This is a genomic window from Gammaproteobacteria bacterium (assembly GCA_041395445.1).
In the GTDB taxonomy this organism is placed as follows: Bacteria; Pseudomonadota; Gammaproteobacteria; order Xanthomonadales; family Marinicellaceae; genus NORP309.
Window position 1 is genome coordinate 211,065 of the sequence record JAWLAO010000004.1, and the last position, 23,172, is coordinate 234,236.

General features: G+C 38.7%; 21 protein-coding genes. 12 read left to right on the plus strand and 9 right to left on the minus strand.

Annotation, left to right across the window (positions count from 1 at the left end):
- Window positions 1-21: 21 nt before the first annotated feature.
- From R3F25_08975 to R3F25_08985, 3 genes are all read right to left on the minus strand, one after another.
- On the minus strand, window positions 22-2,112 hold the full coding sequence (locus R3F25_08975; protein MEZ5496950.1) for a hypothetical protein: 2,091 nt from the start codon (window positions 2,110-2,112) through the stop codon (window positions 22-24).
- A gap of 115 nt (window positions 2,113-2,227) precedes the next feature.
- The gene (locus R3F25_08980; protein ID MEZ5496951.1) at window positions 2,228-2,803 is read right to left on the minus strand and encodes a hypothetical protein; all 576 of its coding nucleotides are present in this window, start codon (window positions 2,801-2,803) and stop codon (window positions 2,228-2,230) included.
- 11 nt (window positions 2,804-2,814) lie between these two features.
- The gene (locus R3F25_08985; protein MEZ5496952.1) at window positions 2,815-3,237 is read right to left on the minus strand and encodes a hypothetical protein; all 423 of its coding nucleotides are present in this window, start codon (window positions 3,235-3,237) and stop codon (window positions 2,815-2,817) included.
- Window positions 3,238-3,389: 152 nt separating this feature from the next.
- Here R3F25_08985 and R3F25_08990 point away from each other — a divergent pair, with 152 nt between their 5' ends.
- The 6 genes from R3F25_08990 (at window position 3,390) to R3F25_09015 (ending at window position 9,133) form a co-directional block, all read left to right on the plus strand.
- The gene (locus R3F25_08990; GenBank protein ID MEZ5496953.1) at window positions 3,390-3,926 is read left to right on the plus strand and encodes a sigma-70 family RNA polymerase sigma factor; all 537 of its coding nucleotides are present in this window, start codon (window positions 3,390-3,392) and stop codon (window positions 3,924-3,926) included.
- On the plus strand, window positions 3,923-6,001 hold the full coding sequence (locus R3F25_08995) for a serine/threonine-protein kinase (GenBank protein ID MEZ5496954.1): 2,079 nt from the start codon (window positions 3,923-3,925) through the stop codon (window positions 5,999-6,001). The genes R3F25_08990 and R3F25_08995 overlap by 4 nt, the downstream gene beginning before the upstream one ends.
- A gap of 19 nt (window positions 6,002-6,020) precedes the next feature.
- Entirely contained in the window at window positions 6,021-6,377 is a 357-nt protein-coding gene (locus tag R3F25_09000) for a hypothetical protein (GenBank protein MEZ5496955.1), read from the plus strand.
- Between the two features lie 42 nt (window positions 6,378-6,419).
- Window positions 6,420-6,971, plus strand: a complete 552-nt coding sequence (locus R3F25_09005; GenBank protein ID MEZ5496956.1) for a GNAT family N-acetyltransferase — start codon at window positions 6,420-6,422, stop codon at window positions 6,969-6,971.
- 664 nt (window positions 6,972-7,635) lie between these two features.
- A complete protein-coding gene (locus tag R3F25_09010) occupies window positions 7,636-8,115 on the plus strand; it encodes a hypothetical protein (protein ID MEZ5496957.1) in 480 nt (159 codons plus the stop codon).
- Window positions 8,116-8,962: 847 nt separating this feature from the next.
- Entirely contained in the window at window positions 8,963-9,133 is a 171-nt protein-coding gene (locus R3F25_09015) for a hypothetical protein (GenBank protein MEZ5496958.1), read from the plus strand.
- A 460-nt stretch (window positions 9,134-9,593) separates the two neighbouring features.
- Here R3F25_09015 and R3F25_09020 read toward each other — a convergent pair whose 3' ends face one another.
- The 3 genes from R3F25_09020 to R3F25_09030 form a co-directional block, all read right to left on the minus strand.
- Window positions 9,594-11,258, minus strand: coding sequence for a formate--tetrahydrofolate ligase (locus tag R3F25_09020; protein ID MEZ5496959.1), 1,665 nt, complete (start codon window positions 11,256-11,258; stop codon window positions 9,594-9,596).
- Window positions 11,259-11,381: 123 nt separating this feature from the next.
- A complete protein-coding gene (gene miaA, locus R3F25_09025; protein ID MEZ5496960.1) occupies window positions 11,382-12,305 on the minus strand; it encodes a tRNA (adenosine(37)-N6)-dimethylallyltransferase MiaA in 924 nt (307 codons plus the stop codon).
- Between the two features lie 5 nt (window positions 12,306-12,310).
- Complete coding sequence (locus R3F25_09030; protein ID MEZ5496961.1) at window positions 12,311-13,180, minus strand: lysophospholipid acyltransferase family protein; 870 nt, start codon at window positions 13,178-13,180, stop codon at window positions 12,311-12,313.
- Window positions 13,181-13,557: 377 nt separating this feature from the next.
- On the opposite strand from R3F25_09030, the gene dtd reads away from it, so the two are divergent.
- A complete protein-coding gene (dtd, locus tag R3F25_09035; protein ID MEZ5496962.1) occupies window positions 13,558-13,998 on the plus strand; it encodes a D-aminoacyl-tRNA deacylase in 441 nt (146 codons plus the stop codon).
- A 3-nt stretch (window positions 13,999-14,001) separates the two neighbouring features.
- Window positions 14,002-15,453 (plus strand): gamma-glutamyltransferase, encoded by a 1,452-nt coding sequence (locus tag R3F25_09040; GenBank protein MEZ5496963.1) that lies wholly within the window; start codon window positions 14,002-14,004, stop codon window positions 15,451-15,453.
- Between the two features lie 29 nt (window positions 15,454-15,482).
- Here the strand turns inward: R3F25_09040 and djlA are convergent, their stop codons facing one another.
- Window positions 15,483-16,286: a co-chaperone DjlA gene (djlA, locus tag R3F25_09045; GenBank protein MEZ5496964.1), complete on the minus strand. Its 804-nt coding sequence runs from the start codon at window positions 16,284-16,286 to the stop codon at window positions 15,483-15,485.
- Window positions 16,287-16,450: 164 nt separating this feature from the next.
- Here djlA and R3F25_09050 point away from each other — a divergent pair, with 164 nt between their 5' ends.
- Window positions 16,451-16,744, plus strand: a complete 294-nt coding sequence (locus R3F25_09050; protein MEZ5496965.1) for an antibiotic biosynthesis monooxygenase — start codon at window positions 16,451-16,453, stop codon at window positions 16,742-16,744.
- An 11-nt stretch (window positions 16,745-16,755) separates the two neighbouring features.
- Here R3F25_09050 and R3F25_09055 read toward each other — a convergent pair whose 3' ends face one another.
- Both R3F25_09055 and R3F25_09060 read right to left on the minus strand, forming a co-directional pair.
- Window positions 16,756-18,027: an amidohydrolase family protein gene (locus R3F25_09055; protein MEZ5496966.1), complete on the minus strand. Its 1,272-nt coding sequence runs from the start codon at window positions 18,025-18,027 to the stop codon at window positions 16,756-16,758.
- Window positions 18,028-18,095: 68 nt separating this feature from the next.
- A complete protein-coding gene (locus tag R3F25_09060) occupies window positions 18,096-18,833 on the minus strand; it encodes a pteridine reductase (GenBank protein ID MEZ5496967.1) in 738 nt (245 codons plus the stop codon).
- A 6-nt stretch (window positions 18,834-18,839) separates the two neighbouring features.
- Between R3F25_09060 and R3F25_09065 the strand changes: the two genes are divergently transcribed.
- The 3 genes from R3F25_09065 (at window position 18,840) to R3F25_09075 (ending at window position 23,155) form a co-directional block, all read left to right on the plus strand.
- Window positions 18,840-19,991 carry an SAM-dependent methyltransferase gene (locus tag R3F25_09065; protein ID MEZ5496968.1) on the plus strand — a complete coding sequence of 384 codons (1,152 nt, stop codon included), beginning with the start codon at window positions 18,840-18,842 and terminating at the stop codon, window positions 19,989-19,991.
- Window positions 19,992-20,075: 84 nt separating this feature from the next.
- Window positions 20,076-21,497 (plus strand): trypsin-like peptidase domain-containing protein, encoded by a 1,422-nt coding sequence (locus tag R3F25_09070; GenBank protein MEZ5496969.1) that lies wholly within the window; start codon window positions 20,076-20,078, stop codon window positions 21,495-21,497.
- A gap of 296 nt (window positions 21,498-21,793) precedes the next feature.
- A complete protein-coding gene (locus tag R3F25_09075) occupies window positions 21,794-23,155 on the plus strand; it encodes a hypothetical protein (protein ID MEZ5496970.1) in 1,362 nt (453 codons plus the stop codon).
- Window positions 23,156-23,172 lie beyond the last annotated feature (17 nt).

Below are 23,172 nucleotides of genomic sequence, written 5' to 3' on the forward strand. Positions count from 1 at the left end.
AATAACAATTCATTCCGCGATTTACTGACAAATAATTCCATCAAAACTGTCTGTAAAAATATAATCAGCCACATCTAATTGGTTGATGGTAATCACTTCGGCTCTTTCAATAACTCCGGCTTGAGTTCCCACGTCACCAACAATTTCATTAAGGTGTGTTCCTGTCACTCCGGTATGATTGATATCTACTGTAAATGGCTGAAGATCCCCTGTTCCGAAAGAAACTTCTCCTCCATTGCTGAAAGTGCAATTTGAATCGGGATTTTCACATCGAAGTCCGATTTCTTCCAACCAAAGATTGGTTGCTTCTGCCTGACATTGAATCGTGCATGTTAAAGCTGCTGTTGTAGTGATTTCTTTGTGGGAACAGCTTATTGAATAGTCAGGTTCACCCAATAATGTCACTCCGGGTGAAAACTCGGAAGTACGACCACCGGCATCGGTGGCTGTGGTGACAATAACATCGCCTTCGGAAATGGTTCCCTGTGCGGTCAATGTTCTTGTTACCGGATTTCCAACAATATATTGGCTCTGACTAAAAGTGGTACTTGCCAACCAGGTTTTTCCTTCCTGACCATCCGCATCAGCAGCATAAACATCAATGGTAATCGGATAATCACTAGCCGCATAGTGGCTGTCTATCCAGTAATTGATACTCAGACGGTTGCCTGATGGATCATGAGCGGCAGTATTGATTTCTGGGAAATTCTGTAATCGGTTAGCACCGGAGTCAAAATCACCAGGGTCATTGGGTGTGAAGCCATCAGCCTCAAGATCGATGCCTTGATTGGTATTATTGTAAAAGCTATTATATCTGACCTCAATCGCATTGTTAGTGAAACCGCTCATATATAAACCACAGCCTGCTGAAGCACTACACGGTCCATTATTGGCAATAATGTTTTCTTCGCCGGGTGCACCTATCTTGGTATTGATGGCAATACCGCCAGCATAGATCCCCATTTGGTTTCCCAGAGGTGTCTGACCATCAATACCCACACCAATGTAGTTGCCTAATAGGTCAACATTTTTAAGTGGGGAATCAGAACTGTGTGATAAATCAATCGCTCGACCACTATTTCCGGAAACGACATTATTTTTTACAATTATATTTCTGCCTGTGTTGAGAGTAATCCCTTCTCGGTTTGGAAGAGCAGAAAGCCCGCTAATATCTGTTCCAATAAGATTGCCATCAATGACCAGATTTATTTCCTTATCAGAAGCAGATACGTGTATGCCTGTTATATTATTGCCTGAAATCAGGTTACCCAAACCGGGAGTTTCATTACCAATTACTATGTTGGAATTCGCTCTGGTAGATAAAATGATGCCAGTACTATCATTCGGAACAGCCAGGTCTCCTTCAGGGTTAGTTCCTATTTTATTGCCAAAAACACCGACACTACCCTCAGAGAGATAATAATCAAAATAAATTCCAAATTGTAAATTTCCAGAAATCACATTACCTTGAGTAGCCATATTTCCACCAATGATATTGTTTGTTCCTCCATTGGTAGTGACTATAACTCCATACTTATTGGGAGCACTCGCTTGTCCAAAAGGAATACTCAAACCCAGCCACGAGCTTGTGATGGAGTTGTTAAAAGCATCATCATCGTAGTCTCCTGTGAAATAACCAATTCTCACTCCGGCATTGTACCAATTGATAAGAGCAAGAGCTTTAATGTGGCTGTTTTCCAAAAGTGTCAATCCGTCTAAAGTATCCGAAGGTCCAGGGTCTTGATCTCCTGCTAAAGAGCCATCCAAAACAATGGTTGGATTACCAACATTAGAAGTTCCGGCTGTTGTGCCATCAATTGTAATGTCAATCAGATTTGGTAATTCAGATTCGGGTTGTATCAACCAATATTGAAAAGCCGTTGCTCCTGAACCTCCTTGAAAATAATTTTCATTGATTGGATCAACAGGAATATTAAATTCAATGGTGTCAGCACCAACGGTAGCCAACGCATCGTTTATCGCTCCGCGTAATGTGCAGATGGAAACATTGCACACATCTCCGTCTGATGTTGAATTAACTGTAAATACATCTGCGTTTACAGCTTGTATCGAGATTACAAAGGTAAATAGTAATAGTTTGAACGATTTCATAATGATACTTCTTTGGTTGTTTCCTTTTATAACAACCCAAAGAGGAATTTACTGACACCAAAAACCGAAAAGATATAAAAAATCTTCTCGGTTTAGTCTGCTAGTGAATCTCGAATTATTTACACGATGTTGGTTTCATCATCTCTCCCCATTTTTGTTCCGCATTTGGATTTTGTTTTTTCAACAAATCAAAAAAAGCAAACTGGGTAATGATATTTATAGATTTAAGATTTGCATAAAGCTCCTTATGATTGCGATATTCAAAGATTAGTTTGGAAAAGTCTGCAAATAACTCTTTAGCTTCCTTATTGATTTGCATATTCATATGCTCTTTGTTGATTGCACTTTCAACGACAGCTTTTTGTTGTGGGTTCATGGTCATTACATGTTGACCAATTTTCAAAAGTTGGTTTTGATAGTTTTCCAAAGATGTATGAAATGTCTTTTCGACAGATTCAGCATCCGGTTTATCCTTTAATAAATCAACTGTTTCTTTCATTGCTTTACGATAAATCGCAACAACCTGCTCGCCGGCTTGTTCCGGCGAGAGCTTTTTACAACCACTATTGTTACTTTGATTTGTTGAACCTATCACTTCTTCACCTTCTTCCTTCCCTCCACAAGCTGTCATCACCAGAATTCCAATAATCACCAAGAATTGTGTTACATGTTTAAAATTTTTACTTTTCATTTCTTTCCCTATCAGTCAATATCACCCAATGCCATAGTTCCTTTAATATCCAGAAATGCCAGTTGAGCTGTTTTGTTTCCATCAAATTTGACGGTTTGGATGTACCATGTACCCTCTGATTCAGGCTCTTCTTCAAATTTCATCAAGGTATAGCTGTTTTTGCCGTTCATCAGTTTGCTGATTCTGTAACAGGTTGAGTTTAGAATGCTTCTATCGTCACCCTCTGCTGATGCCAGGTCTTTGTATTTTCTGTTACGGTCAGAACCGTTATAAACCACCAAACCAGCAGCTCCGCTATAATCACCACCCTTGTCAGAGCAGGCTTTAATCAATTTCGAAAGATTGCTTTCCACTCTCTCTCTTGGAGTGCCGCTCTCTCCGCAAGCTGTTAATACAATGACCAGACTTAAAATAATTAGTTGTTTCAATTTCATTTTCTCCTCACAAATTGTTGTTTAGTAGAATGTTTAACAACATAAGCCGGTTTTTACTGACATTTTTTTATTCTGACTCTCAAAAAAAGTATTCTCTTGAGTTGAGAAACTCGGTTTGATAACATGATTAGGACTCTTACAATGACTAAAACATGCTAAGCGATGATGTCACCAAACTGATAAACCGTGAAGGAATTGAGGCAACTCATGACCAGTATCAGGATATGGATTTGATTTATCAGCATTTGAAAAAAATCGCTCACGGGCAAAGATTAAAAGTTCAGGATGCCGGTCTCAATACAACGGCACTTGTCAATGAAGCGTGGTTAAAAAGCCAAAAAAATAAAAACACATTCAATGACCGCAATCATTTTTTTGCTTATTGTTCACTGGCAATGAGGCACATATTACTGAATGAGGCTAAAAAGAACCGTGCGATGACTTATCTGGATGACACAATCGTTCCCGAGTTAGAAGTCATCAACGAATCTGACTATTTAATTGAGCTGGACCGATGTCTGACAAAACTCAAATCTTACAATGAACGTCTGGAAAAAGTTTTCACTTATAAATTTTTTGGTGATATGGATTTTAATGACATTGCAGATGTGATGAATCTCAGTGAGAGAACAGTTTTTCGTGATTGGCAAAAAGCCAGAACCATGCTGGCAGCTGCCATGCAAGCATGAAAAAAGACATCGAAAAATTATGGGATGAAATAGACTCATCTTTTGATGAGGATGAAAGTCTCGATTTCCAAAGCTATTTTCAATCAAAAAAATGGAAACCTGAGAATTCTTTAGAAAGTGCCTCTGAAAATATCAGTCAGCTTTTGACATCCGCATTTTCAGGTGATGAAGAACCAGGTGTTACTGTCAATTCCAAATATAAAATCATCCGCAAAATTGATAGCGGCGGCCAAAGTGATGTTTATCTGGCAGAACGAAATGATGGAATCTATCAACAACAAGTAGTTATTAAATTTATTTCCAACAACTACAAATCCTCGATTCTGAAAGAGCAATTCTTACAGGAAATGCAACTGCTAGCAGATTTATCACATCCGGGGGTTGTGCCGATTATTGATGCGGATGTCACTCAAACCAAAGATGGCTCTGAACAACCGTGGTTGGTTTTAGAGTACATTTCTGGGCAGCATATTGATGAATATTGTTCCACAGACAAGCTCAGCGATCGTGACATTGCTAAACTGATTATCAGCTTATGTGACACACTCGATTTTGTGCACCAACGTGGAATTATTCACAAAGATATTAAACCCAGCAATATTTTAATCAAACCAATCAACAATGTTCCTTATCCTGTTTTGATTGATTTCGGTATCGCTCAAGAACAGAAAGATAATGATAACAATCAGTTGATTTTTGCCACTTATGGCTATAGTTCACCGGAGCAAGTTCAGAATAATAAGCCCGACCATCGATCGGATATTTACTCTTTGGGAGTAGTACTGTTCCAGTTGTTGAGTGGAAAGGATGAGTTTGATATTAAAAAATTTAATGAGAACAGAAAACTAAGTATTCTGAAATCAGACATCCCAAAGGACTTGAAAGAGATTGTCTTGAAGTGTGTTCAGAAAAACCCGCAACAGCGATACGATTCTGTTGCCATACTGAGAAACGATTTAAACAACTGGTTAATGGACTTTCCTCTGAGTTTTAACAACAACAAGCTGTCGCACATATTTGTTAAATCAATCAAACGGAATAAACTTCTCTCGACCTTGCTTGCCACTGTTTTTATTTCCGGAGTTTATTTTGCAATTAAATACACCAGCGATATCAAATATCAGCAGTCTCTGACTATCAAGGAAAAAAATGCCACTGATCAATTGATGAATTTTATGCTGAATGATTTGTACGAAAACCTGGTAAAAATTGGCAGGGTGGATATTCTCAAGCAAGTTGTTGATAAAAGTATCAATCATCTTAATGCGCAGGAAAACAATCAACTTTCACCTCAAGGATATCTGCAATCAGCAACAGCCTACATCAATGCCGGAAGAGTTTATGACCAATTGGAGCAATCGACTGAAGCCAATCAGGCGTTCTTGCAAGCACTAAAAAATCTGGGAAAATACAAATCAGAAAGCAATCAGCTAACTGAATACTACAATTTGCTTTCGCGCCTGAGTGTTTATCACTCGCAAGTATTAAGCTCCGAAGGACAGGAAGAAAAAACCGAAGAAACCCTGAAAACAGCTGTTGAATCTTCAAAAGAATATCTTTCGCTGAATCCAAACGGGGACAAACAATTTTTGTCCGAAGCCTATTTGGAACAAGGTTATTATTATCTCGAATACGGCAAACCTGAATTAGCAATTCAGGCAATCAACAATAATTTACAACTTTGCCAACAAATGCTCGAGAACGAGCCGAATTCTGCAAACTGGCTCTATAACTATTCGCACGCTTTGCAATTAAAATCTTGGTATGAAATCGACTTTGGCAGTTTACAACTGGGTATCAACGATTTAAAAAAGGCTATTATTCAAGGAAATCACGCTATTGAAATTGACGCTAAAGATTTGCGCAAAATGAATAATATTCGTATTCTGCACAATCAACTGAGTTTCTTCTATCTTGAAGATGGCAAACATTATGAAGGGCTTGAAACCGCAAATAAAGCACTGGAATATGGTTTAAACCTAGAATCACAAGCTCCTTTAAACAAGGAATATAAACGAGAGATTGTCGTACACATACAGCACCTTGGGAGAAATCTATCAACAAATACAAGATAGTCAAAATGCGCTATTGTATATGGAAAAAGGTCTGCAAATTTCGCGTGAGAATTATCAACGCGACTCAGAGAACTATTCTGTAGCTAATGACTTTTGTATCGATTTATTGCTGGTTGCTGAACAATTTAGAAGCACTGAGGAAAATGAAAAATTTAATCAGCTCACAAATGAAGCGTTGAAAATTATTCAGTATGTGACTTCGCAGGAGCCAAATAACAAATACTATCGTCATACTTATGCCACGGCTCTGTTAATGCTTGAACAGTTCGATGAAGCTCGTCCTCACATTCAGTTTCTCAATCAGGCAGGAATGTTGGATGAAACCATTAAATCGCTTTTGAATGAAAAACAATTAAGTGACTGGTTGAGCGAATAAGATATAATTTGCTTTTAATTTTTGTTTAATATCACAAACATCATGATTGAATACAAAACCGCAGAGAACAGCATTGAGTTGCAACAGATTATTGACTTACAAGCCATCAATCTTCCTTCCAACATTTCTGATGAAGAACTAAAACAGCAAGGTTTTGTAACCGTAAAACACAATCTTGACTTGCTCACCCGGATGAACTCTCTTTATGGACATATCATTGCCAAAGACGGAGATAAAATTGCGGGATATGCCTTAGTGATGTTAAAAGATTTTGCTGATGAAGTTCCGGTGTTGTTCACCATGTTTGAACGAATCAATTTATTGGAACATAAAGGCGAAAAACTTGGAAATACCCAATATTTTGTAATGGGACAAGTTTGTGTTGCCAAAGAGTACCGTTCTCAAGGTGTGTTTGCCGGACTCTACCAACACATGAAAAAGTGTATGTCTCCACATTTTGATTACATTGTTACCCAAATTTCAAGTCGCAACACTCGTTCCAAGAGAGCCCATGAAAAAGTGGGTTTTGAAACGATTAAAACCTACAAAGACGATCACGATGATTGGGAAATTGTGCTTTGGGATTGGGAGTGATACAAAAAATTTAAAAATGGATTTTTTAATGTTACGCTGTTGCCTATGTACTTGACTTGTTTACTCGATATTTCGAACGTAGTCGAGAAATCTAAAATATTTACAAGTCATGCTGAACTTATTTCAGTATCTTTTCTTTGCTCCTTTTGTTCGTGCAAAAGGAGCGTAAAAGCACGCCCCGAACTCTCAGCCGTTGGCTTCCCTCACTATTTTCTCAAATTTGGCGTTTGCAAAAACTCACATTGCAAGCAATGTTCAAACACTTGCAAACTTTGCTCCAAATTTTTCAAAAATATCTCGGTGAGAGTAAAGGGGTTTAAAAGAACGCCGTCATTCTGAGCGAAGAAGACTTAATCAACAAAGTCGTAAGTACTTCAAACTAACTCGTCATTCCTGCGAAGGCAGGAATCTTCCAAAAATGCACATATAGCCGGATATTTACGGAAATATGAAAGTGTGAAATGATATCAGGTTCATAGCGATTATATGCGTACTAAAACATCACTTTACATAAAAAAATCAGTATGTTAGTATCAAAAGCCATGAAAATGGGCGCATTAAAATACGCAAAATATTTAATATCTTGCATTGATGCACATATAATAAATTGTTATGCAATAAAACATGTAACTAAACGGAATTAATTTAATAAAAGACATATATCATGAGCAAAAAAGATTTCGATGACTTCATAAATAAGCAGGCCGCGAAGAAATCTCAAGAAGAACCTATCAATTGGGATAATCAGAGAGATGAGTGGCTAAATTATCTTTCAGAATATTACAGTAAGGCGGAAGAGTTTCTAAAAGAATATATTGAAGATAATAAGGTAAGCATAAAGTATACAGATAAAGAAATTTATGAAGAATATATTGGCGGCTATACAGTAAAAGTATTAAATATAGAATTGGCTGGGCATAAAGTTAAATTAGAACCGATAGGTACGAATCTTATTGGGGCAAAAGGCCGCGTGGACTTAATAGGTAAAAACGGAACTATTCGGTTCGTTCTTGTTAATAAAAATTCATCAGGTCCAAAAATAAAAGTAAATATATGGATTGAAGGGGAAGAGCCTCCAAACAAGAGGAGGTGTCTAAAATACTTGAATGGGAATGGAAAATATCGACCCCACCGCCAAGAATAAAATATATAGAATTTAATCAAGAAACATTTCTTAGCGCACTAATGGAGGTTGTCGGTGGCTAAAAAGGTTTTTTTTCAAATGAAAAATTAGAGCTTGTCGAAATTGCAAATTATTATTCGGACTCAGAGCAGTCCTTTAAAATGTATTATTTGAACAATAACCACGCCTTGGAGGAGAGGTTTTTTTGGTTATTCCAGAGAAGATTTGGCTAACGAGTTGAGATCAAGGATTGAAGAGCTAAATCACACATCTTCACTTACGCTTTTGGCAACTCTAGAAGCTGCGTTTAGAATAGATTACTTACAAAGAAATTACAAAAAGAAAAGAGACCCACTTTCGAGATCTTTTAGGAATTTGTTCAAAACAAAGAACTCAAAAGCTTCGCTGGAAGATGACATTCTGAAGCGTGGAAAGTAATGCGCACGGAACTTCTAAGATCATTGGTGATTTAAAAGGCGCGCTAAAATATCGACACTGGCTTGCGCATGGCAGATACTTGACCCCGAAGATGGGGCGACAGAATTATGACTATGCTACCGTATATGAATTGGTAGAAACTGTTCTAAACAGTTTTCCATTTGAGGGTGTAAATGCATAACAAGGCGCTTGTTCGATGCAAACTACGCTACGCTTCGTTTGCACCGCACAGCTTGGTCGTTAGCTGAAGAAATGAAAAAGATCGGTGGCACCAAGAGGTTATCGTTACACTCAAGCCCGTAGCGGTACTGTTCTCTGAATTAGCTTCAATGCTTAATCGTAGGGGTTACTCACTGATGGAAGTGGTGAAGTATTTTTTTATGCGCGGAAAGACAACATAGAAAAGTGGCAAACTGACACACTAATCACAGTGAGTGCTTTTATAAATGATACAGAAGTGGACTACTACGAAGATGAAGCACAAGAAATAAGTAAAATTGAACTTGGATATTTGTTGCCTTGGCAGCCAATTAAGAATGCGAGTACCTTTATTGCAGAGGCATGGGGTTTGGCTGGTGAGCTGGGTGCGATATTTCTATAGGTGATGAGTTAATTTCAAAGAAGATCTGTCGGCCATCATCAATGAATATGCTGCCGATTCTAGAACAAAGGCTTGAAGCTCCAGGTGGAGAGTTTCTCGCTCAAGCTTAATTTATGAGGGCTGTGGTCCAAAATGATTTGACGACGTACACTCTGACAGATTGTTTATTAACCCCCTTACATTCCGCTGAGACACGGAGAAATATTCGGAAATAAGCGTAACAACTGTTTGAGCGAAGCGAGTTTTGTTACGCGCTGAATATTTAGAGTATCGAAGGAAGCCGCAGGCCGGAATGTCGGGGCGTGTTTTTTGATTCGTTTTTTGCACGAGCAAAAAATGAATGATAGATTGATGAAATGTAGTTTGACCTAACGCCCAACATCAGCACATTACATTTTCCCCTTATCAGAATTAAGATTTGAGATTCTTCAAATCACTTCACTCGTTCAGAATGACACAATTATCCCACACCTGTAATTGTTCCATCTTTTTGCAACTCAATCTTTAAAGCAACCGGGGCTTTGGGTAATCCGGGCATACGCATGATGTTGCCGGTAAGAACCACCAGAAATCCGGCACCGGAGTTGATTTGGATGCCTCTGACGGTGACAAAAAAGTCTTTTGGGCGACCATGCAGTTTAGGGTCATCCGATAGGGAACTGGGAGCTTTTGCGATGCAAACGGGTAAATGTTCGAGTCCCAGTTTTTTAATTTGTAGTAAATCCTTTTCAGCATCTTTGGTGAAAGCAATGTCTTTTGCGCCATACATTTTTTGGCTGACTTTTTTAATTTTTTTGAAAACCGAATCGGTTTTATCATAAAGTGGTATGAATTTTCGTGAAGTATCAGCAACTTCAATTACGGCTTTTGCCAACTCGACAGAGCCGTTCCCGCCTTCGGTAAAATGTCTGGATTCAGCAAATCGAATGCCTTTGCTTTGAACGTGCTTTCTGACTAACTCGACCTCTGCATCAGAGTCACTGATAAAACGATTTAAAGCAACAACCATCGGTTTATTAAACTGTTGCACACTTTCAATATGTTTATCCAGATTTGACAAACCTTCGGACAAGCTCGTTAAGTCTTCGTTTTCCAGTTCTTCAGCATTTTTTCCGCCATGCAACTTTAATGCTCTGACAGTTGTGACCAATACAACGGCCGCCGGGTCAAGTCCTGCGGATTGACACTTGATGTCAAAGAATTTTTCGGCACCTAAATCAAAACCAAAACCCGCTTCGGTGATTGCCCAATCAGAATGATGCATTGCCATTTTAGTGGCAATCACACTATTGCAACCATGAGCAATATTGGCAAAAGGTCCACCATGAACAAATGCCGGACAACCTTCCAGCGATTGCACTAAATTCGGGTGAATTGCATCACTAAGCAATGCCATGAGTGAACCGGTAAACTCTAAATCCTTCAAATAAATAGGTTCTCCATCATGATTATATGCCAGAAGCGTTCTATCCAAACGATTTCTTAAGTCTTCCAAATCGTTGGATAAACATAATATCGCCATGATTTCAGAAGCAGCGGTGATATCAAATCCGCCTTCTCGTGGGACACCATGAGCTTTTCCTCCGAGTCCAACAACGATATTTCGCAAACTACGATCATTCATGTCCATCACCCGACGCCAAACAATGCGTCTGGGGTCGATGTTTAATAGATTACGATGATAAATATGATTATCAATCATTGCCGAAATCAGATTGTTAGCAGAAGTGATGGCATGAAAATCACCGGTAAAATGTAAATTGATTCGGCTATTAGGAACAATTTGTGCATATCCGCCACCGGTTGCACCACCTTTGATGCCCATACATGGTCCTAATGAAGGTTCCCGCAAAGCCAGACAAACTGATTCACCGAGTTTTTTCATTCCTTGTGCTAAACCGATGGAGGTAGTAGTTTTTCCTTCGCCGGCTTTGGTTGGCGTGGTCGCTGAAACCAGTATCAATTTCCCTGAGTTGTTTTGAGGTTTGTTTAAAGCATTAATATGAACCTTGGTGATTTCTGTTCCGTGAGGAATCATATCCGACTCACTAATCCCCATTGCTGTTGCAATTTCTTTTATGGGTTGAGTTGTCACACTTTTGGCAATTTCACTATTGGATAACATGGTTGATTTCTACTCTAACAAAGACATAGCATTCTAACATAATGCGAAGCATGGAAGTTGTCTGAAATCAAAAATTGAAACTTTTGTAATTCAGTTGATTACTGGATAAATTATATACAAAAGCTATAAAAACTCCTCAATTAGCGACTGAATCTGATTAAGATAACCCACTTTGGTAGAGTCCAGCCAAATGGCATCTTGTTCTTTTCGCAACCATGTCCATTGTCGTTTTGCAAGTTGTCGGGTCGCAACAATTCCTCTGAAAATCATTTCGTCGTAGTCAAATTCGCCATCCAGATATTGCCAAACCTGGCGATAACCGACACAACGCATGGATGGCATTTCGAGTTTGATTTTAGGATTCGCTTTCAGTTTTTCGACTTCTTCAATGAAACCATGTTGAACCATTTGTCGGAATCTTTGCTCGATCCGCTCGTGCAATAAGGCTCGATCTGGAGCTATGATAATTTTTAAGACTTGATAATCGAGTTCGTTCCCTTGATCCTCCTTGTGCAATTCAGTCATGGTTTTTCCGCTAATGTGAAAAACCTCAAGAGCTCGTTGAATGCGTTGCGGATCGGTCTTTTTGATACGGGCAGCCGATTCGGGATCAATTTTTTGCAACAGTTGGTGCATATATTCCCACCCATGAGTTTCAGCTTCATCTAATAACTTTTGTCGAATCCCCTCATCGGCATCGGGTAATTTTGACAAACCATGTTGCAAACTCCGGTAATACAACATCGTTCCACCAGCTAACAATGGAGTTTTATTTTTTGCAATCGACTGTTCCATCAAACCATAAGCATCCTTGCAGAAATTTGCCGTTGAATAGGATTCCCAGGGCTCAATAATATCAACCAAAGCATGAGGTGCTTTTTGTAATTCTTCGGTACTCGGCTTAGCAGTGCCGATGTCCATTTGTTTGTAAACCAGCGCTGAATCAACTGAAATAATGTCGCAATTGTATTTTTCATGCAGAAAAATCGCCGCTTCGGTTTTACCGGCTGCGGTTGGTCCCATTAAAAAAACAGATTTCTTCGTCATTGGTGTTATTGGTAAAATGGAGGTTCGTTCTCTGGTTGAATACTAAATCTTTTATAAGTCCATTGATATTGTTCAGGAGCTTTGTCCACTATTTTCTGAATATGTGCATTCATGTATGTCGCAGACTGTTCGATGTCGCCATAGATTTCATCGCTTGATTTTTCAAAATAAACATCAAAACCTTTTATGGTTCTTAACGCATAAACAAAAAACACCGGCACTTGGGTTTTCACCGCTAATTTCGGAAATAAGGTCATGGTGTAAGTCGGAATATTGTAGAAAGGCACAAAAATCCCTTGTCCGCTTTTAGGTCTTTGATCGGGCAAAATCGCAATGAATCCCTGATCTTTCAAATGCAAAAGAATTTTCTTCACGCCTTTGGGACTGGCTTCAATCTGTAAGGCTTCAGATTTACCTCTGGATTCAATTAATAGCTGTTCGATTTTTTCATCATCCGGCGCTTTGTACAAAAAAGCAAACTTCTCAAATCGTGCTAAAACCAAATTGACAACTTCCCAATTACCAAAATGCGGAGCTGCCAAAAGCAGACCTTTTCCTTGTTTCAAAGCACTTTGAAAGTCTTCCACTCCAAAAATGTTGTCAACCAAATCATCAACCGATTTGTTTTTATCCCAAATTCGGCCTAACTCCATAAAATTCATCAGAGTGGAATTGATGCAGGCTTTGGCGAGTTGTTTTTGTTGTGATTCTGATTTTTCCGGAAAGCATTTGCGAACATTGGTCAGAGTGATTTTTTTATTCTTTTTTGACAGTAACCAGAACAACCACCCCAAAACAGATGCGAATTTACGACCTGCTGAAAGAGATAGAACTCTTCCTAATGCTAATATAGCTTTAAATAAAAATACCTTCAAATTGGATTATAGGAATTGGAAACTGCCTAATGGTAAGGCATTCACATTTTTTTTGCAAAAAAAACCGCCGGAATCATCCGACGGTTAAAAGTCTGAACATCCGTATTCAAATCCATATTCCCCGAAAAAAATCCGTCTTTATGATAACTGCCATCCTTACGCTGTTACCTTTATTGCCTTATCCACGTATTCCTTTCAATAAGAACAATCTGAGAATCTCCCTTTTCTCCTCCACAATGCTCATTATCCGGATTTAACGTGAAGTGAATATAGGAAAAATACTTTTGGTTTGTAGGAAATTTCCTACAAGCTATAGGAAAAACTATTTTCAAATAATAAATAGGGACTCGATAAGATCTCTATAATATAATGTCGCTATGAAAGCATTAGTTCAAAGAGTCAAAGAAGCTAAAGTTGAAGTGAATGGTCAAACCGTGGGAGAAATCACTCAAGGAATTCTTTTGCTTTTAGGAGTGGAAAAGCAGGATTCAGAAGAAATCGCTGACAAATTACTGGAAAAAGTCTGTAATTACCGAATTTTTTCAGATGAAGATGACAAGATGAATCTTTCTTTAAAAGACATTGAGGGCGAACTACTTATCGTCTCACAATTCACTCTGGTTGCAAACACTCAAAAAGGCTTACGTCCCAGTTTTTCCAGTGGAGCTGATCCGGTTTCCGGGAAAAAACTCTATGACTATTTTGTAAACCAAGCTAGTCTGAAACTTCCCGGTAAAATTCAAACCGGACAATTTGCAGCGAATATGCAGGTTTCTTTGCAAAATGACGGGCCGGTTACTTTTAATCTTGAGGTTTAATATTTGAACGTAAAAGGAAAGACTTACGCAGTTGCGACCGGAAATTATTATACCAGCAAAGCCGCTGTGAGAATTCTGGCAAAAGGCGGGAATGCCTACGATGCCATTCTGGCAGCATTGTTTATGTCATTCGTGAGCGAACCATTATTATCTTCACCCGGCGGTGGTGGTTACTTACTGGCTCATCCGAATGGAGAAGAAGCGCAGATTTTTGATTTCTTCGCTCAAACTCCTAAAGACATTTCACCTCAAAATAAAGACTTTTTTCCGATTCACGGAGATTTCGGAGACGTTCAGCAAGAATTTCATATTGGTAAAGCATCTGCTGCTGTCCCCGGAATACCAGCCGGAATTTTTGCCATTCATAAAAAATACGGTACACTCCCTCTACAAGAGTTAGCTGAATTTGCAATTTCAACAGCGTATTCGGGTTATAAAATTGAACCACTTTACGCTGAAATTCTGAGAATTCTGCGCCCAATCCTTGAGTCGACACCTGAGGTGGCAGCTATTTTTGAAAATAAGGATAATCAACTCTATAAAACCGGTGACAACTTTACTAACCCCGACTTAGCTCGATTTTTAGAAAATTTAGTCACCCATTCTGAAGGTTGGTTTTATCAAGGAAGTCCGATGCAATCTATTATCAAGGATATGCAACAATCAAACGGTTTGTTAACACAACAGGATTTTCATGATTATCAGGTATTGGTTCGAGAACCTCTGGTCGACAATATTCAGGACTGGACAATCATGACAAACTCTGCACCGACCACCGGAGGAATGTTAATTATTGAGCAGCTTAAACACATTCTGAAAAATCCAAACAAACCTGATGGTGTTCGAATAATTGAAGCAATGATGCATGCCGATCGCATTAAAAATTCAGAAAATATCCAAATGCAAAGCTCAAAAGGCACAACTCACATGAGTGTTATCGATCAACAAGGAAATGTTGCCAGCCTGACCGTGTCTAACGGAGAGGGATGTGGCTATGTTGTGCCAGAGAGCGGTTTTATGCTCAATAATTTTTTGGGTGAAGAAGATATAAACATAGGTGGGTTTTTTAATTTTCAACCGGATTCTCGAATGATTTCCATGATGTCACCAACAATTCTTGAAAACCACGACTGCAAGATTGCTGTTGGAACCGGTGGTTCAAACCGAATCAAAACCGCATTGTTTCAGGTGATATATCATATTTTCTCAGGAAAGACTCTCAGTCAGGCTGTCAATTCTCCCCGAATGCACTACGAAAATGATACTCTGGATATCGAAAAAGGAGTTAGTTTGCAAAAGATTGAGTCGCTTCTTGCCTCATTTAACAAAGTTAATCAATGGAAAACCCGAAGTTTATTTTTTGGAGGAGTTAATGCTGTTCGCTCAGGCGATTGTATTTCCGCAACCGGAGACAGTCGCAGAAAAGGCGTGGGAATTATTGGGTTTCAAAATTAGTACTAATTGATCAAAGTACAACTCTGGGTCTAAAATCCTCTTTGCTGTTTAATGTCTTCCCAAGCCGCCTGGATTTTCTGAGTTTTATTTTTGGCAATTTCAATCATTTCCGGTGGCATTCCTTTCGCAATTAATTTATCCGGATGATGAGAACTCATGAGCTTTTTATAGGCTTTACGAATAACGGCTTTGGAGTCAGACTGATTCACACCTAAAACCTGATAAGGGTTGGTTTTTTGTTGCGGAGGTCGTGTCCATTGTTGTCTTTGATTAGAAGATTGTGAACGACTGCCGTTGGCATCAAAGCCCCGCATTCGGGCTAAGGTAATGAATAGATTCTGAGGAAATCTTAAATACTCACAAATTTGCAACATCAATTGCCACTCGGATTGTTTGATTTGGTTTTCAGCGGCAGCCACTTCCAGCAACATTTCCATAAACATTTGCTTGATAGAATATGACCTGCCGGATGCGAAGTAAAGTTTCTCAATTACCGGACGGATATCAAAACCCGGTTGTTTCCCCTGGTTGAAATAATTGATGGCTTGTTTTCGGTGTTCGGATGTCAGTTGCATTCTCTGCATGATGGATTCACAACGGCGAATTTCATCTTTGGTCACAACTCCGTCAACTTTTGCCAGCTTGCCGATAGAAGTGAACAGTGCCTCAAAATAGCTTTGCTGAACCCTATATTGCCGACTGGGTTCTCCTAATAAATTCTCACGAACCCAAACCTCAGCTCTGCTACCTAACAAAGCACCAAATATCATGCCAAAAAAGCCACCAAACTTAAAGCCGATAATGGAGCCAATCAAAGAGCCGATGAAAATCATAGAAAATGCCGATTAAAAATAGTTGAGTGCAACTTCACAATATATTATTAAATTGAGATAATTCAACATTATCCCAAAATAATGATTCATCAACTAGTGTGAAAATTAATTACAATTCATTTTGTCGATAAAAGCAAATCACATGGTGATAGAATATACTTTTTATTGGTATATCAGAGAATAAGATGTTTGCAGTTATTTTTAGAGCTGAAACTAAACAGTTGGACGAACAATACTCAAGCACCGCGAAACGACTGCGTGAACTTGCAATGGCAAAATATGATTGTATTGATTTTATTGCTGTGACCGAAGGAAATCAGGAGATAGCAGTTTCTTATTGGAAATCTGAAGAAGATATCAAACGATGGCAACAAAACTCTGAACATTTACAAGCTCAGAAAATGGGCAAGGAAAAGTGGTATCAATCCTACCAAGTTCAGATTGCAGAGTTGAAATAGTTTTTTTTAGTTCACAACTCTTTATACACTTTTCCGCCTTTCATTACAAAGGTCACATCTTCAAGAGTTTTGATGTTTTTCAAAGGGTTTTCGCTTACTGCTATGATATCTGCTAGCATACCCTGTTTGATTTGTCCCCGGTCTTTGACTCCTAATAACTCAGCTGAGTTTATTGTGGCGGATTGAATAGCATCGAGTTCGCTCATACCTTGTTCCATCATTGCTGAAAGTTCGTGAGCATTATCTCCGTGAGGAATCAGTGGCGAGTCAGTTCCCAATGCTATTTTTACTCCGGCTTTGATGGCTTTGGAAAGATTTTCTTTTGCTAATGGAAGAACATATTTTGCTTTGGCAGCAATTTTGGGATCGTTGCGGTCAATTCCTTCCATGACAAAATCCACTAAACCGGTCGTTGGAACCAAAAAGACATTGTGTTTTTTCATCATTCGAATGCCTTCGTCATCCAAAAGTGACCCATGTTCAATAGATGAAACACCCGCTGTTATAGCTGCTTTAATCCCTTCGGCTCCGTGAGCATGAGCGGCTACCTTCGTATGGTGTCTTTCGGCTTCTTCAACTATAGCTTTCATTTCTTCATCACTGAGCTGTTGAGCCCCGACCGAATCTTCCAGAGACATGACTCCGGCTGTGGCGTGAACTTTAATCACTTTAGCTCCATGTTTAATTTGGTATCGAACTGCTTCAATCGCTTCATCCTTATTATTAACCACACCATGTTTTGGTTCAGGCTCAAACAGGTTTTCAGAAAGACCTAGCGTCAAATCGGCATGTCCTCCACTAATGGTTACCATGTGTCCTGCCGGGATAATTCTTGGTGAAACAATCCAGCCTTCCTGTTCAGCTTCTGACAAAGCAACACCAATTAACTCCCCTGTAATATGAACCTGGCCAACATTTCTGACGGTTGTGAATCCGGCCATGAGGGTCTTTTCAGCATTTTTTGTTGCTCGGATTGCGCCTTTGCTGGCACTCTCGTGTGTGATAATTTTTCCAAAACCATCACTATAGTCCAAATCCAGATGGGTGTGCATATCCATCAAACCCGGAAGTAATATTTGCCCCTTTAGCTCGATGACTTTAATGTCCTGAGGAATTGATTCTGGATTTATGGCTGAAATTTTACCATCTTTAATTAAGATATTGGCAGGCTCAACCAGTTTGCCGGATTTAACATCGAGATAGGCATTAGCCTTAATATATGAATCTGCTGATGCAGAAGTATTGACGAAAAGGAAACATACAATTATTAAAATGAATTTCATATCACAACCTGATTGAATTAAACTTAATCTAATATATCTCAAAAAGCTAAATTTCTATAGCAAATCACTCACATAAACAAACTTCTACCACCATCCACCCGAATGATTTGTCCGGTGATGTAGTCATTACTGATAAGATATTTTATTGTGTGATAGATATTCTGGGGATTACCGACCTTTTGTAATGCAACTCGACTTAAAATTTCTTCTTTTTCATAACCCGGCATTTCCTGTTCCGGCCAGATAATACAACCCGGAGAAATGCCATTAACTCTGACATCCGGGGCAAATTCCCTCGCCAGTGATTGAACCATCATTTTATTAGCCGCTTTTGCCATAGAGTAAATCGGATATTTCTTCAGTGGTTTATCGGCATGAATATCCACCAAATTGATAATGTTTCCTTGATATTTTTTGAGTAATGGATAGCAGCTTTTCGCCATAAACAACGGACCTTTGACATTACTGTTAAACAATTTGTCATAATTCTCAACTGTAATCTCATCAATATCGGTAGGGAAAAAATCTGAAGCATTATTAACCAACACATCTAATCTGCCAAATTGTTTTTCAATGTTCTTTTGAAGACTGGAAAACTCTGTTTCCTCATTAAAATCAGCTTGAAAAATGATACAGGAGTCAGGACGAATTTGATTGAGTTGTTGTTGCAAGTCTTGCGTTTGAGCAACGGAACTTCGATAATGCAAAACCAGATTGCAGCCGTTGGCATGAGCACTTTTGGCAATATAAGCCCCAAGTCTTTGAGCCGCACCGGTCACTAACATAACTTTATTGGTATCAGTCATCTGAAAATGTTACAAAATAATTCTTCACAACTCAGTTTAACACGCCACTCACAGGCTCTGAAAGATAAAATTATTGAAAAAATAAAACAGCAAAATAGTATCAGTTTTGCTGAATACATGAATATGTGTCTTTATGAACCAGGATTGGGATATTACTCTTCGGGAACGCACAAGTTTGGAAAAGAAGGTGACTTTATAACTTCGCCAGAGTTGGGAGATTTATTTGCTAAGTCTTTAGCGGTACAATTTCGACAAATTATTGAAAGTTTAATTTCTCCGGTAATTATGGAACTGGGAGCCGGTACCGGGCAATTTTGTTTTGATTGTTTGACAGAGTTAGATAATCTTAACAGCTTACCGGAAAAGTATTATATTCTGGAAGTGAGCGCAGATCTACAGCATCGACAAAAGCAAAAAATCAAATCCTTACCTAAACATTTGAGTCAACTTGTTTGCTGGATTAGCGAACCACTTAAAGATGATTTTGAAGGAGTTATCTTTGCCAATGAGGTGATTGATGCTTTACCTGTTGAAGTTTTCAAATACTCGAACAATCAATATCAACAAATGCGGGTCGATTATAAGGACGATTTCAAAACCCTTTGGTCAGAATTTCCACAAAATCTCTATGAGCAATTACACGCGAAAGAATTAGATTTGCCGGAAAGTTATGTTTCAGAGTTTATTCCCAATTTATCCTCCTGGCTGAATACCATCTCACAAAACCTGAAAAAAGGTGTGGTTTTGTTTGTCGATTATGGTTATGAACGCGATGCCTATTATCATCTTCAACGAAATAATGGCACATTGGTTTGTCATCATCGGCATAAGGCCAATTTTGATTATTTTGAAAATATCGGTTTGCAGGATATCACCGCGTTTGTAGATTTTACCGCTGTAGCCGAAGCTGCGGATGATTGCGGACTGGACGTTGACGGTTACACCACACAGGCTTATTTTTTAATGAGTCTGGGCATTCAAAACCTGCTTGGTGACAGCAATGACAATTACAGCAAATACTATGAAAAAACCACTGAGTTGAAAAAACTCACACTTCCATCAGAGATGGGAGAAAAATTTAAAGTCATCGGCTTATCGCGAAATTTCAGTCAGGAACTCAATGGATTTGCAATGATGAATTTATTGCATTTGCTATAAAAATTCAAACTACGCTAACTTAAAGTCTAATTGACCACCAAGACATTTTAACTTAAAATTTATAAAAATCAGGCGGGGCATCTCATGAAAATCTATGGCAGTATAAACAGGTTCATATTCAAAGCCATCATTATCTTTGCAGGACTCAATCTGCTGATAACAGGTTCGCTTGCAAAACAAAGTCAACCATCAAAAAATCAAATCATATTGCCGGATTTTGCCGAACTGGTAAAATCGACTTCTCCTGCTGTTGTTTCGATACAAGCAGTTAAACTTTTTGATAAAAGTTCAGCTCCGGCTTTACCTGATGATTCAATAAATCCTTTACCCGTTCCGGAAAACAACATTGAAACAGATTCATCGCCTGATGAACTTAGAAGTGACACCAGCGGTTCGGGTTTTATTATCAGCCCTGATGGTCTGATTATCACCAACCATCATGTAATTGAGGATGCTCTGCGCATTATTATCCACCATAGTGATCGCGACTATTCAGCCAAAGTTCTTGGAGTTGACTCTGCCAATGATATTGCATTGTTAAAAATTGAATCAAAAGCCGAATTGCCATATCTTAAATTGGCTGACAGCGACAAGGTTAATATGGGCGACTGGTTGATGGTTATTGGCTCTCCTTTGGGGCTTTCCAATTCAGTCTCCGTTGGAATTGTTTCAACGAAAGGACGTTCAATCAATATCACTCCTGACAGCAGTCTTGAGAGTTTTATTCAGACCGATGCGGCAATCAATTTTGGAAATTCCGGTGGTCCACTCATTAATCTTAACGGTGAAGTGATTGGAGTTGCAACAGCTGTCAACTTTGGTTCAGAAAGCATTGGTTTTGCAGTTCCTTCTAATATCGTTTCTTACATTTTGCCTCAGTTAAAGGAAAATGGCAAAACTCGTCGTGGTTATATTGGGACACAAGTTCAATCTGTTGATGCTGATATCGCAGAAGCTTTTGGGTTAAACCAACCTACTGGAGTTTTAATAGAAGACGTCATGTCAGGATCACCTGCAAAAAAAGCAGGACTGAAACACGGTGATATTATCTTGGCTGCTGACAAAAAAGAGATTACCGATAACAGTAGCCTTATTAATTACATATCCTCCTTAAAACCCGGAACAAAAACTCGTTTGGAAGTTTTTAGAAATAACCAATCCGAGTATTATGATATTGTTGTCGAGGAGAGAGAACCTATCGTCGACTCTAAAGTTGAATCTAATGACAACGAGCATAATGACGATTTTTGGCCGGGATTAAAATATGAAACGATTTATATTCACGATCAACAATTTGTGCAAGTTACTGATATAAACCCGCTCAGTTATTTTTATGATAAAAATGTGCGATCACAAGATATTATCAGAGAAGTTAACGGCAAGACTCTCAATTCAGCCAATGAGCTTCATACTATTCTCGAATCTACGAAATCTGGTGAGTTACTCAAACTTTATTTGATAAATGAATCATCTCAAGGATTTTACGCTATCGTCAGGGCTCCTTAGTTAAGAGCAGTTTTTGAAAAAAACTAAAATACTTTGAAATAAGAACAACTCCAGTTTTGATTGTAATTGACCATTATCAACAAAATGTTAATTTGAATAGAATTCAAACCTGAAAACACCTGTCGAGTGCTATACTCTTTGTAATAATTGTCGATTGAGTTGGGGTGTTAGTGATGTTAAACTTCATTAAGAATATTCATATCATCAGGGCAACAACAGTAATTCTGTTATGCATGTCTCATTAGAGCCTATCGAATGCTCAAAGTCAGCAAGAGTTTACATTGTTTAATGGAGAATTGGGTAAGACATGGCTTGAACTTGCATGGGCTGGCGGTGATTTTCCAAAATTCGCACAATTAAAAGATAAAACATTGGTTGTCGATGTTCCTGAGGGAAATTCTTGGGGAAAGACAGGAATTCGTTCAGCGAATACTTTATTCCAATTTCCTGAATACAGTACAAACAAGGCTGTTCAGTTAAAGTTTGGCATCGATCCGCAACAAACCACAGGTTTTGTTTATGCTATCATTCCGGATAACTGGGATGCTAACAAAGAATGGAGATCTCATATCATTCGGCTTCAGGTCAATAAAGAAGACAATGGAGAGACTGCAACCGCTTCTCTATGGATTGAAAAGAAGAAATTAATGAGTGGAAGTTTCCCAATGGAACAGCTCAGTGAAATAGTCGTTAATATTCAATCAGACAAAGTTGTTCTTGTAAAAAATCGAAATCATAATATTATCCTGCAAGGCAAAATCACTTCAAACACTAATCTCTATCGTTACGGCTATAAGGTCAGTGCTATGACTCATGCGAAAGAAGAAAACTCAGCGGTTAAGCTGGCGCTTAAAAGCATTGAAATGCAGGACATCAATTACCAAAAAGAAAATGACTTTTCTTTAATTTCTTCCAAAACAGGAAAAACAGTTTTATTTGACGGCGAGTTATTCGGTCATAACTGGCAACAATACGTTAAAGCAAAAACTGAGTTTGATACCGTTGCTAAACTTGAAAATGGCGCGCTGCGAGTTGATGTTCCTGCTGAATCCAGCTATGCAAATGTAGGTATTGAATCCACTCAACCTCTGATATGGCTGGATCAGTTTGGAAAAGCAACACGCAGGGAGTTGGTATTTGATTTTATTCCAGAACTCACATCGGGTTTTGCTATTGCACTCTCTATAAAAAAACAAAATTTCATTTTGAAGTGGTTTAAAAACCATGAATCTGACAGCGGAACTGTGCAAGTTTATCTCAGTGATAATATGCAATTGATTAACACATACCACTCAACCTATAAACCAGTCTGGGAACTACAAACATCCACTCTTTCTCCCCATCAAGTGAAGTTCCTGATATCACCAAATGGTATTACAGTATCATCAGATGCTTTTCCGACGCATACGCAACAATGGGAAAGGTTGTATGAACATGCCGGTTATAACATCCGGGTTTTTAGTTTCCCGGAAACGCCGAACAAACCGGTTCAAATGGCGCTAAAGAAAATCACTCTGGAAAATAAAGTTTTACAATCCGCCAAAAAACCAAGATTTAAACAGGGAGTTGAGGCTCTTCCCGTCAATGTGTTTTTTAATGGCACACAACACGAAAGCTGGGACATCAACCTTGGAATTTACCGGAAGGTTCAGAAATAGTATGCGATTATAACCAG